This window comes from Paenibacillus brasilensis, from assembly GCF_009363115.1.
In the GTDB taxonomy this organism is placed as follows: Bacteria; Bacillota; Bacilli; order Paenibacillales; family Paenibacillaceae; genus Paenibacillus; species Paenibacillus brasilensis.
In genome coordinates this window covers 962662-974597 of the sequence record NZ_CP045298.1, presented here as the reverse complement: position 1 = coordinate 974597, position 11936 = coordinate 962662, and the positions used below count along the sequence as shown (strand labels likewise).

The 11936-nt window shown below is 49.4% G+C and carries 9 protein-coding genes and 1 other annotated feature; all 9 genes read left to right on the top strand.

What is annotated here, in order from left to right; all coding sequences use genetic code 11:
• Positions 1-22: 22 nt before the first annotated feature.
• The 9 genes from hemL (at position 23) to GCU48_RS04450 (ending at position 11936) form a co-directional block, all read left to right on the top strand.
• The gene (hemL, locus tag GCU48_RS04490) at positions 23-1327 is read left to right on the top strand and encodes a glutamate-1-semialdehyde 2,1-aminomutase (RefSeq protein ID WP_152379201.1); all 1305 of its coding nucleotides are present in this window, start codon (positions 23-25) and stop codon (positions 1325-1327) included.
• On the top strand, positions 1324-2235 hold the full coding sequence (locus GCU48_RS04485; RefSeq protein WP_025717700.1) for an RluA family pseudouridine synthase: 912 nt from the start codon (positions 1324-1326) through the stop codon (positions 2233-2235). The genes hemL and GCU48_RS04485 overlap by 4 nt, the downstream gene beginning before the upstream one ends.
• A 125-nt stretch (positions 2236-2360) precedes the next feature.
• Positions 2361-3626, top strand: coding sequence for a LysM peptidoglycan-binding domain-containing protein (locus GCU48_RS04480; protein WP_152379200.1), 1266 nt, complete (start codon positions 2361-2363; stop codon positions 3624-3626).
• Between the two features lie 71 nt (positions 3627-3697).
• Positions 3698-3982, top strand: a binding site (T-box leader).
• Between the two features lie 54 nt (positions 3983-4036).
• A complete protein-coding gene (locus GCU48_RS04475; RefSeq protein ID WP_025717698.1) occupies positions 4037-6703 on the top strand; it encodes a valine--tRNA ligase in 2667 nt (888 codons plus the stop codon).
• A 36-nt stretch (positions 6704-6739) separates the two neighbouring features.
• The gene (locus GCU48_RS04470; RefSeq protein ID WP_152379199.1) at positions 6740-8116 is read left to right on the top strand and encodes a bifunctional folylpolyglutamate synthase/dihydrofolate synthase; all 1377 of its coding nucleotides are present in this window, start codon (positions 6740-6742) and stop codon (positions 8114-8116) included.
• 3 nt (positions 8117-8119) lie between these two features.
• Positions 8120-9502 carry a UDP-N-acetylmuramate--L-alanine ligase gene (gene murC / locus GCU48_RS04465; RefSeq protein WP_370881027.1) on the top strand — a complete coding sequence of 461 codons (1383 nt, stop codon included), beginning with the start codon at positions 8120-8122 and terminating at the stop codon, positions 9500-9502.
• Positions 9503-9669: 167 nt separating this feature from the next.
• Positions 9670-10941, top strand: coding sequence for an SPOR domain-containing protein (locus GCU48_RS04460; protein WP_152379198.1), 1272 nt, complete (start codon positions 9670-9672; stop codon positions 10939-10941).
• 121 nt (positions 10942-11062) lie between these two features.
• Positions 11063-11305, top strand: a complete 243-nt coding sequence (locus tag GCU48_RS04455; RefSeq protein WP_007431701.1) for a DUF4321 domain-containing protein — start codon at positions 11063-11065, stop codon at positions 11303-11305.
• A 22-nt stretch (positions 11306-11327) separates the two neighbouring features.
• Positions 11328-11936: a Maf family protein gene (locus tag GCU48_RS04450; RefSeq protein ID WP_152379197.1), complete on the top strand. Its 609-nt coding sequence runs from the start codon at positions 11328-11330 to the stop codon at positions 11934-11936.

Genomic DNA, 11936 nt, shown 5'->3' with positions numbered 1-11936 from the left:
TCAGACGACAGGAGTGACCAGAATGATCGACGAACAACGAACGGTGCGCAAGGATACGCGCTCCAAAGTAGCCTTTGATGAGGCAAAGCAATATATTCCCGGTGGCGTAAACAGTCCGGTTCGGGCTTTTAAATCCGTGGGCATTACGCCAGTATATATCGACCATGGGGAAGGATCGCGTGTATATGATATCGACGGTCAATCCTACATAGACTATGTATGTTCATGGGGACCGCTTATTATGGGCCATGCACATCCCGAAGTGGTTAAAGCTTTACAGGCTACTGTTGTAAAAGGAACCAGCTTCGGCGCACCAACGCTGGCGGAGACGGAAATGGCCAAGCTCGTATGTGAACGTGTTCCTTCCATGGATCTCGTTCGTATGGTCAACTCGGGAACCGAAGCGACCATGAGTGCGATACGCCTCGCACGTGGATTTACGAAACGCAGCAAAATTCTTAAATTTGAAGGCTCTTATCACGGTCATGCGGACAGCCTGCTGATTAAAGCGGGCTCTGGTGTTGCGACATTGGGTTTACCCGATAGTCCGGGTGTACCGGAAGTCGTGGCCACACATACGATCACCGTTCCTTATAATGATTTGGCTTCGGTCAAGCTGGCTTTTGAGAAATTTGGCGAAGAAATTGCCGCAATTATTGTCGAGCCGGTAGCAGGCAATATGGGAGTCGTACCCCCACAGTCCGGATTTTTGGAAGGGCTGCGTGAGGTAACCCGGCAATATGGAAGTCTGCTGATTTTTGATGAAGTGATGACCGGATTCCGGGTGGGGCTTCACTCTGCCCAAGGACGCTTTGGTGTGACACCGGATCTTACGTGTCTGGGCAAAGTAATTGGGGGCGGACTGCCGGTAGGTGCTTACGGCGGACGTCGTGACATTTTGGAGCAAATCGCTCCATCCGGGCCTATCTATCAAGCGGGTACGCTGAGCGGAAATCCGTTGGCTATGGCCGCAGGCTATTCGACACTTAAATTGCTGACGCCAGAAGTATATGATCGGCTGGAAGAGCGGGCAGCACGGCTTCAGGCCGGATTCGAACGTAACGCGCGAGAGCTGGGTATTCCTGTCACAATCAACCGTGTAGGTTCCATGGTGTGTCCATTTTTTACGGACGAGAAGGTTGTCAATTTTGATACGGCTAAAAAGAGTAATCAGGATCACTTCCGCCGTTATTTTACCGAAATGGTGAATGAGGGAGTCAGTGTGGCTCCATCTCAATTCGAGGGCATGTTTGTATCAGGTGTGCATACGGTTGAGGATATTGACGCCACTATTGAAGCGAACTATCGCGCGCTCAAACGTCTATGAGCTGGCAAGGTAGCTGGAAAAGAAGGGGACCTTGGCTGGAAGTCACACCGGGACGAGAAATTACAGCTGGCGAAAATCGGGTTGAGGCTGTAGACGACTGGTTGCTGAACCGTTTGGGTTTACCAGACAAGCTGTGGCGCAGACTACGGCACGAAAAAGGGATTGAACTTACAGGGGACCGGCTACGGCTGGCCCTTTTTCCTGTAATGGACCTTGGCGTCATCCCTCGTTGGTATGATTTGAAGGTACTGTATGAGGACGATTTTTGCCTGGTCGTACACAAACCGGCAGGTATGGCGGTCCATCCAGACGGCGGTGTAAAGGATGGTCCGCTGACGCTGGATCATGCTGTCGCATCCTATTATGAAATCAATGGCATTCATGCAGCGGTACGACATGTGCATCGTTTGGATGTGGATACGACAGGCCCGGTGCTATATGCCAAAAATGAATTCGCGTTGCTCAAGCTGGACGAGCAAATGCGAGCCAAGGATATCGACCGTCGCTATGTCGCTTGGGTAAGGGGGGAAGTGCCTGCATCGCTCCGGACATTGGATTGGCCGATTGGCAAGGACAGGCATCACAAGCAGCGTCGTCGTGTATCTCCGACCGGACAAAAGGCAGTTACCCATGTGGAACTTGGTGAAGTATGGGGGAGTGGTTCAAGCGCGATCAGTCTTGTATATCTGACATTGGATACCGGCCGAACCCATCAGATTCGCGTTCATCTTAGTCATGCTGGTTTCCCGCTGCTCGGGGATGTATTATACGGGGGCCGAGCTGCTGATTTTGGCAGGCAGGCGCTGCATGGAGAGCGCCTTACCTTCGGTCATCCGCTCAGCGGCGACACGATTACCGTGGCGGATGCTTGGCCGGATGATTTGCAAAAGCTGTACAAACAGCTATAAAAGATGGCATGCCTTCTATTTTGGCGCATATACTTGAACCTAGAAACGGTTTGCAATATGGAGTTTCCGTGCGCCTGACAGGAGTCAGAGGATGTGCGGAGGCTGCCCAAAGGAGGATGCCATCCTTGAATAAACAACAGAATGATCAGCCGCAAGGCTTGCGTTTTGATATTTATGAACGCATTCATTTGACGGAGGAAGCTGCCGGGATTGCTGAGTTGGAGGAAATTGAGCTTCTGCCACGCATTCAGGTTGTAACCCACGGCGACCATGCCGCTTTGCGAGGGCATTTGCTGCTGGAGGGCGTGTACCGCACACCTGAAGAGGTAACGAACGAGCTTCGTCATATGATACCTGTGGAAATTACCATTCCGCTGAACCGGGTAGGAAGATTGGAAGATATTTCGGTCGAGATTGAAAATTTTGATGTGGACCTGCTCTCCCTGCGTAGTCTGAATATCACTGGTGTTCTTTCGCTGCATGGGGTGGAAAGCTCGCATGCCGAGGAGACGGCGGTTTGGCTGGATGAGGAATTTACCGTGGTGCATGCACCCGAGCATCAGACTCAATCCTTTTCCAATAATGGGGAGTATCGGAAGGAAGAGGACTATTCTACTCAACAGGAGTTTGCTTCCTGGGAACAGCCGTTACTGGACCATGAAGAACAGAAACTGTTATCGGAACAGCAAGCTTATGAACCAGCTGCAGATTCGAATCGATTCAACGAGCCTTGGACGGGTAAAGCTGATGAAGATAGCCCCTCCGAGATAAAGCATGAGCATGCTGCACCAGAAGTATGGGGGGTTCAGCAGGAGGAAGCATGGACGGGAAGTGAGCCGAAGGTATCTGCTGTATCTTCCGATGTGGTGCATGATCCTTTGCAGTCTGAAGATCATTCCTTAGCAGAGCCGGGGGGCTATCTGGAGCCGCAATTGCACACGAGCCAGGTGGATGGTTTTAAGCCTGAAGCGTCAGAGCAGGTGGACCATTCGGTCTATGACACCTCTCCCGACGAGAAACCGGAGATGCGTGTGGCGCTCAACAGCAAAAAGGACGAAGGAGCAGACGAGCCGGACACAGTTGTCTACTCGTCGCTGCTCCAATCCAGCCGTTCGGTGAAGGAAGCGGAATATCAGTCTCAATTGGAGCAACAGCCACAGGATCAGAATCAGAAAGCCGAAGAAGAGCGAGAGGATGCCAAGTGGAAAAACCTGTTTTTCCATACGCAGGATGAAACGCCTTTCCGCAAGGTCCGCTTATGCATCGTGCAACGTGAGGATACACTGGAAACCATAGCTGACCGCTATCAGCTCAGTACGCGGGAGCTTCAATTGTATAACAGATTGGCGGAGCATCATGTGGAAGAAGGCCAGGTATTGTACATCCCTTGATCCAGTAACTGAAAAATGCACAGCGGGTGTTGACTATAGTCAATGGGAAATGTATGATGTGGTATAGCTATTGAAAGACTGAGATCGGGAAGAGTAGGCAGCAAGCCCTTCAGAGAGTGGAATTGCAGCGCTGTGAGGTTCCGCAGGAAGCTACTGGCCGAAGTCACCCGGGAGTCGCCTGTTTGAACGGTTCCTCATGTCATTCCAACGGAAGGTACGAGGTTCACGGTAGAATAAGGCCGGTCCGCAACCGTTATCTGCATAAAGTGTCACACCATGTGTAATGGATCAGTGGATACATACACGAGGGGTGAAACAAAGGTGGTACCGCGAAAGAACAGCCTTTCGTCCTTTGAGGATGAAGGGCTTTTTTTATTTGCCAATTGAAAAAATCATGGGGGTATCCTGATATGTCAGAACAAGACAACAAGACAACCTTGGAAATGCCAACAACGTACGATCCAAAATCAGCAGAGCAAAAATGGTATAAAACGTGGATGGAGAAAGGCTATTTCCGCGCCGGACAACATCCGGAGGCAGAGCCTTTTACAATCGTTATTCCACCACCGAATGTGACGGGGATGCTGCATATCGGACATGCGCTTGATTTTACTTTGCAGGATATTATTATCCGCGCCAAGCGTATGCAGGGCTATGATGCCTTGTGGCTGCCAGGGGCAGACCATGCGGGTATTGCTACGCAAACAAAGGTAGAGCAAAAGCTGCGCGAAGAAGGTCTGACACGGTATGACTTGGGCCGCGAGAAGTTTTTGGAGAAGGTATGGGAATGGAAAGATCTTTATCTGGATAATATCCATAATCAATGGGAGAAAATGGGCTTTTCTCTCGACTATTCTCGTGAACGCTTTACGCTGGATGAGGGACTGTCCCAAGCAGTACGCGAGGTATTCGTAAAGCTGTACAAAAAAGGCCTGATCTATCGCGGTAAACGCATCATTAACTGGGACCCTGCTGCACGTACGGCATTGTCGGACATTGAAGTAGAGTATAAAGAGGTGAATGGCAATCTGTACCACCTTCAATATCCACTGAAAGACGGTAGCGGATTTATTACAGTAGCCACTACCCGTCCTGAAACGATGCTGGGCGATACAGCTGTCGCTGTACATCCGGAAGATGAACGGTATAAGCAAATGATCGGCAAAACACTGGTGCTTCCGATTATTGGGCGTGAAATTCCGATTATTGCGGACGATTATGTAGATAAAGATTTTGGTAGCGGCGCGGTTAAAATTACACCAGCTCATGATCCGAACGACTTTGAAATGGGGCAACGTCACCAACTGCCACAAATTACGGTAATGGACGAAACAGGAACGATGAATGCCGAGGCAGGCAAATATCAGGGCCTTGATCGCAGCGATTGCCGTAAGCAAATCGTCGCTGATCTGAAGGAGCAGGGTGTACTTATACGTATTGAAGAGCATGTGCACCAGGTAGGTCACAGCGAGCGTACAGGTGTAGTTGTAGAACCTTATCTGTCTACACAATGGTTCGTGGAAATGAAGCCTCTGGCAGCTAAAGCGATTGAAGTGCAGAAGGCCGGCAACGGCGTAAACTTTGTACCGGATCGCTTCGAGCGGACTTATCTGCACTGGATTGAAAATGTGCGTGACTGGTGTATTTCCCGTCAATTGTGGTGGGGACATCGTATTCCGGCTTGGTACGATGAAGAAACCGGAGAAATTATTGTTTCGGTAGAGGACCCTACAACCTTGCCTGAATATGCTGGCAGAAAGCTGAAACAGGATGAGGACGTGCTGGATACATGGTTCAGCTCTGCTTTGTGGCCGTTTTCGACACTGGGCTGGCCTGAGCAGACCGAGGATCTCCAACGCTATTACCCGACCAATGTCCTGGTTACAGGCTATGACATTATTTATTTCTGGGTGTCGCGGATGATCTTTACCGCACTGGAGTTTACGGAAGAGATTCCGTTCAAGGACGTGCTCATGCATGGCCTGGTTCGTGATGCGGACGGTAGAAAAATGTCCAAATCCCTCGGCAATGGTGTTGATCCGCTCGACGTAATCGACCAATATGGCACGGACGCCATGCGTTATATGATTTCCACCAGCAGTACGCCTGGACAAGATCTTCGTTTCCGTTGGGAACGAGTGGAGCAAGCCCGCAACTTTGCCAATAAAATCTGGAATGCATCCCGCTTTGCACTGATGAATCTGGAGGGTGTTACTGCGGCGGATATCGACATCACCGGTGATTTGAGCACTGCTGATCGTTGGATTCTCCACCGCCTGAACGAAACTTCACGTGACATTACGCGTCTAATAGATGCTTATGAATTTGGCGAGACAGGCCGCCTTCTGTATAACTTTATTTGGGATGATTTGTGCGACTGGTACATTGAGTTTGCGAAGCTTTCCCTATATGGCGACAACGCAGAGGCGAAAAAGAAAACACAGTCTGTACTGGCATATGTACTGGATCGGACATTGCGCATGATTCATCCGTTCATGCCGTTTATCTCCGAGGAAATATGGCAGCATCTTCCGCATGAAGGCGAAACGATTACACTGGCCGCTTGGCCTGTGTATGATCCGGCTTTTGAGGATAAGGATGCGGTAGCTGAAATGAATTTGCTGATCGACGTGATTCGCGCCGTGCGCAATATCCGCGCTGAAGTTAACGTACCGATGAGCAAAAAGGTTGAATTGCTCATAAAACCTGGCGATCAAGCCGTTCTTGATATCATTAACCGCAATGCGGAATATGTACGCCGATTCTGCAATACATCCGAATTCGACGCGGGATTGGAGATCTCCGTTCCAGATAAAGCCATGACATCTGTAGTCAGCGGCGCAGAGCTATACCTGCCATTGGCCGGACTGCTTGATATTGCCCAGGAAATTAGCAGACTTGAAAAAGAGCTTCAGCATTTGAACAGTGAAGTGGAGCGCGTGGAGAAAAAGCTTTCCAACCAAGGTTTCGTGGCTAAGGCACCAGCTAAAGTCATCGAGGAGGAGAAGGCGAAACAAGCTGATTACTCCGATAAGCGCGCCAAAGTTATCGCACGTATTGAAGAACTCAAGGGATAATTTCACTCACTATAAAATGACCTGAAGGTGAAGAGGATGTCAGATACGAACAGGGGCAGCGAAGCTGCTCCTTTACAAAGCTATGATGAAGCAGTGGAATGGATTAACGGATTAATTCCGTTTGGAATCAGACCCGGACTGGAACGAATCGAACAGCTAATGAGTATGTTGGGTGACCCGCAGCATCATTTGAAATTTGTGCATGTTGCGGGTACCAATGGCAAGGGCTCAACCTGTGCTTTTCTGACCTCCGTCCTAATGAAATGCGGTTACGATGTCGGGACTTTTACGTCTCCGTACATCACACGATTTACGAACCGTTTTCAATTCAACGGGACTGACATTCCTGATGAGACACTGGTTTTGCTTACTAATCGCTTGTACCCTTTGGTCAAGGAAATAGCAGCCAGTGAATTGGGATCTCCCACGATGTTTGAGGTATCGACAGCGTTGGCTATTCTATACTATGCTACGGTGTCTTTTCCAGATGTTGTGGTATGGGAGACAGGTCTCGGGGGAAGGATGGATGTAACTAATATCGTGAGTCCTATCGTCTCGATTATCACGAATGTAGGCTATGACCATACGGATATTCTGGGAGATACGCTTGATCAGATTGCAAGGGAAAAGGCCGGTATTATCAAGCCTGGCGTACCTGTTGTAAGTTGCGTTACCCAGCCCGAGGCTATTCAGGTTATACGCGAAACGGCGGCAAGCCAGGGAGCTACCCTGTATTTGGCAGGAGAACAGTTTACGTATGCACGGCTTAACGGGGACGAATCGGGTCAGATTTTCTCGTTCTCGGGACCCTTCCGGCATATGGAAATCGACATTGCGTTGTTAGGTGAGCATCAGTGTGCTAATGCAGCAGGAGCTATGATGGCACTCGAGGTCCTTCGTCAGTATACGGCTTTTGTGTTGGACGATGCTGAACTGCTGGAGGGCTTTAGACAAACGACCTGGGCAGGGCGTCTCGAACAGGTCAGCACCTCGCCGAGAATTGTCATTGACGGGGCTCATAATCCAGAAGGGGCACAGACGCTTGCAAAGAGTCTTCCCCAGCTGTATTCGTACCGAAAATTGGTTTTAATGATGGGGATGCTGTCAAACAAGCATCATGAAGCATACTTGCAGCATATACTGCCACTAGTGGATACGCTTATCCTGACCGAGCCCGATTTCCGCCGCAAAATGGATGCCGCTGAATTGGCTCATCTCGTGGAGAAGCTGCGGCCGTCTTATGCCAAAACGGATTTGAAAATTATTGTAGAAGGTGACTGGAAAAAGGCTCTTGCCCTGCTTCAGTCACATACGGAAGCGGAGGATCTGGGGGTGGTGTCCGGCACGCTGTATCTCATTGCGGATGTACGGGCTACCCTTATGTATCAAACCGATTCGGAAAAAGGTTGGTGAAATTTGTTGATTACTTCGGAACATGTTCATTTTATCGGTATCGGCGGCTACGGGATGAGCGCGATTGCTCGGGTCATGCTGGAGATGGGTTATACCGTAACTGGCTCAGATGTGGCATCACAAGAGCTGACAGAAAAATTAGCGGCAAAAGGCGCAAAAATATATATCGGACACACCCCTGAACATATTGCAGGTGCGGATATCGTCGTCTATTCAACGGCATTGTCTCGTGACAACGTAGAGCGGGTGGCAGCAGAAGAATTGAATATTCCAACTCTGCACCGTTCACAGATGCTGGCTCGCTTGCTTAACGAACGTAAGGGAGTGGCTGTTGCAGGGGCGCACGGTAAAACGACAACCTCTTCGATGATTGCCTTGGTTATGGAGAGATGTAATGTCGATCCAACGTATATCATTGGCGGTGAAATCACGAATTTGGGTACGAATGCCAAAGCGGGTAAAAGCGAGTTTGTTGTTGCTGAGGCGGATGAGAGCGATGGCTCTTTTCTGCAATATCATCCATGGCAAGGTATCGTAACCAACATCGAAGCAGATCATTTGGAAAATTACGATGGCGACTTTAATCGTTTGAAAAGTGCCTATGTACAGTTTTTAAGTCAAATACGGCCAGATGGTGCGGCCATTGTATGTGCAGATGATCAGAACATCCGCGAGATGATACCGCAGCTTCAAACTCGGGTCATTACCTACGGAGTGGAGCATGAGTCAGATTATATGGCGACAGATATCCAATTAGGCGACCGTCGATTAAGCTTTACCATGAGCCGTAAAGGGACAGCGCTCGGAACGATCGAATTGTCTGTACCAGGCAGACACAACATGTACAACGCGATGGCTACTGTAATTTCGTGCTTGGAAGCAGGGATTCCATTCGATCAAATCGCTGCTTCCATTCTGGAATTTCACGGAGCCAAGCGCCGTTTTCAAGTGCTGGGTGAAAGCAATGACATTCTGGTTATTGATGACTATGCGCATCATCCAACAGAGATTGAGGCTACGATTAGTGCAGCGAGAGCGACAGGCAAGCGTATTATTGCTGTGTTCCAGCCGCAACGCTACAGCCGTACCTTTTTTCTGCTAGATGCGTTCAGCCGTGCGTTTAGTGAAGCGAATGAAGTCATTATTACCGACATTTATTCACCAGCGGGAGAAAAACAGATTGAAGGCGTGCATTCTTCCAAGCTGGTGGATTTGATCGTCCAAAACAGCAATGCCAATGCGATCTATTTGCCGACCAAAGAAGCTGTGATCGAGGAGTTGAAAGATCGGCTACAGCCTGGTGATCTTGTGCTGACGATGGGTGCAGGAGACATCTGGAAAGCAGGCGACGCGTTAGCGCGCCATCTTCGTGAACCTCAAGCGTAATAAGTACAACATGTTAAGCTATGCCGATGAATGAAAATTATACAAAGGTATCCCGAACATTGAATATGTTCCGGGATACCTTTTTTTGTATTGCTGGAGGCATATTTTCTTAGCTTGGCTCATACAACAAACTATGAGGAAGTATGGGACAAGGAGGGAGTGCATCCGTGAACAAGGCCAAGATGACATTCCGGTTCGATCAACAGCTGCCTGAGACAAAGCGGGAGGAAAAGCTACAGGTGCTTCCGTACAAAAACGGGCTAATTGCAAGCGAACGGAGTGAAACGATTAGAGATACGGGATTACATCAAAATGAAAAGCAGTTTCAAAGCGTTAACCTGCATGAAAGCACGAAACGGATTAGCGGGATGGGAGAAAATATTGAACATACGCAAAAAGAGAAACTTGATGAACCTGTGAGTGTGAATATAAATGCTACAACCCGACGTTTTGCTTCGCCGTTGAGGGTACAGGAGGGATGGGACGACCCCTTTGGCCGTTCGGCAGCTTCCTGGTCGGATGCAGACGTTCTGCCAGATGGCCGGGAAGAGGGTAGAGATGGGGAAACTTATCATTCCGGTCAAGAGTACCGGAAACGCCCGCCCCACCCCTCCAGATGGAAGTTGATCGGCTCAGTAGCCAGCGCACTGGTGACTGGAGGGATGTTTGGATATATCATGTTGCTGCTGTTTAACGGAGGCGGAATCGTCCCGGGATCAGAATCCTCAGCAGAGCAGGCCTTGCCAGTCTTTAATGAATCTGTTAGCACAGATACACCGTCCGCAAAAGAGAATACTAACCCCGTCAATGTCGTAACGGCTCAAGTGCCTCCCCAAACCTATTACTTGCTGCAGTACGGGGTTTTCAGCACTCCAGAACGGGCCTTGCAAGCCAAAGAAGAACTGTTGAAGGCAGGCATTGCTGCCGGAGGGGATGCCGAGGATCAAAATCGGGTTTATGCAGGAATATCACCGGACAGGGAGCAGGCCAAGCTGCTCAGCAATCAATTGAAGACGCAAGGCGTCGAACTGTATGTTCGTGAGCTTCGATTGCCTGGATTGGAAAAAGCCGCCTATACAGGCGAAGGTGAAAAGCTCACAGCCTTTTTTCAGTTAAGCGGCACATTAGTAAGCAAGCTGAGCGGACTTAGCTCATCTCTGCTCGGAGATGGCGGTCCAACTGCGGTATCAGTCTCTGAAATGAAGGGGCTGAATGATCTTCATCAGCAGTGGACGCAAAATATCGCTGCACTTCCCTCCGGTCTTCCGAAGGAAGCGGCTGCCTCTGTGGCTTCGCTGGAAAAGGCGATGAACAGTGCAGTCTCTGCACTTGGAGAATATAACAAGAACACAGCCAAGGAGCACATTTGGGAGATTCAGTCCTCCATGATGGAATATGTTTTGCGTGAGAATGAATTTATTCAATTCATAAAACAATAGACTAACCATATTTTCCGGCAGGGAACTGGAAATAGTTCCCCATGCCGGATTTCTGTTTGTATTGCAGTACAAATCACCGTATAATAATGAAGGTGTCAAAAAATGGCGAGGGAAGATCAGGATGAAAAAAAATGTAGGAATGCTTATATTGTTTTTGTTGCTCGGTTGGCTTTTGGGCGCATGGATTGCCAAGGCCCTTCAATCGTTCAAAGTCCTTTCCTTTCTGACCCACCCCACTACGATATCCTGGTCGCCGAGAGCGGATCTGGATATTATCAGTTACAACATAACGATAAATTTTGAATTGAGCCTGCTTAGTCTGATCGGCATCATCGCCGCGTTCTGGCTGTATCGCAGGCTCTAACTGATGAAAAGGAGCTTCCCTTATGGACGGGAAAATTACACCCCGCATTATTCTGGCATCGACTTCACCGAGAAGGAAGGAATTGCTCGCATTTTTGAGACTCCCCTTTGAGGTGATGCCGAGTCATGCGGATGAGAGCACGCCTGAGAGCTGGACGCCTCAGCAAATTGTGGAGACCCTTGCGGCACGTAAAGCTGAAGCGGTCGTGAACGTTGCCGCTCAGTCCGAAGAAGCTGGACTGGTGATTGGGAGTGATACCATTGTCGTGCTGGATGGTTTGGTATTGGGCAAACCTGCTGACCATGCGGACGCGGTTCGTATGCTGACTGTATTGCAGGGAAGAACACACCTTGTGTACACCGGGGTGGCCTGCATACATACCGTAACCGGCAAAACGCTTGTCAGACATCGCCAAACGGAGGTTACAATGAAACCTCTGAGCCATGAGCAAATAGTGGCGTATGTGAATACAGGTGAGCCGTCTGACAAGGCAGGAGCATATGGCATTCAGGGTATGGGTGCTACGCTGGTGGAATCGATTCAGGGTTGTTATTTTAACGTCGTAGGATTGCCGCTTTCCCTGCTGTCGGACATGCTGTCCGATTTTGGAGTGGATGTGCTGCGTCCTTAA

What these genes read in the sequence shown, in the direction of transcription:
- hemL (WP_152379201.1), top strand. Translation starts at nt 23, where the DNA reads ATGATCGACGAACAACGAACGGTGCGCAAGGATACGCGCTCCAAAGTA.
- GCU48_RS04485 (WP_025717700.1), top strand. Translation starts at nt 1,324, where the DNA reads ATGAGCTGGCAAGGTAGCTGGAAAAGAAGGGGACCTTGGCTGGAAGTC.
- GCU48_RS04475 (WP_025717698.1), top strand. Translation starts at nt 4,037, where the DNA reads ATGTCAGAACAAGACAACAAGACAACCTTGGAAATGCCAACAACGTAC.
- GCU48_RS04470 (WP_152379199.1), top strand. Translation starts at nt 6,740, where the DNA reads ATGTCAGATACGAACAGGGGCAGCGAAGCTGCTCCTTTACAAAGCTAT.
- GCU48_RS04455 (WP_007431701.1), top strand. Translation starts at nt 11,063, where the DNA reads ATGAAAAAAAATGTAGGAATGCTTATATTGTTTTTGTTGCTCGGTTGG.
- GCU48_RS04450 (WP_152379197.1), top strand. Translation starts at nt 11,328, where the DNA reads ATGGACGGGAAAATTACACCCCGCATTATTCTGGCATCGACTTCACCG.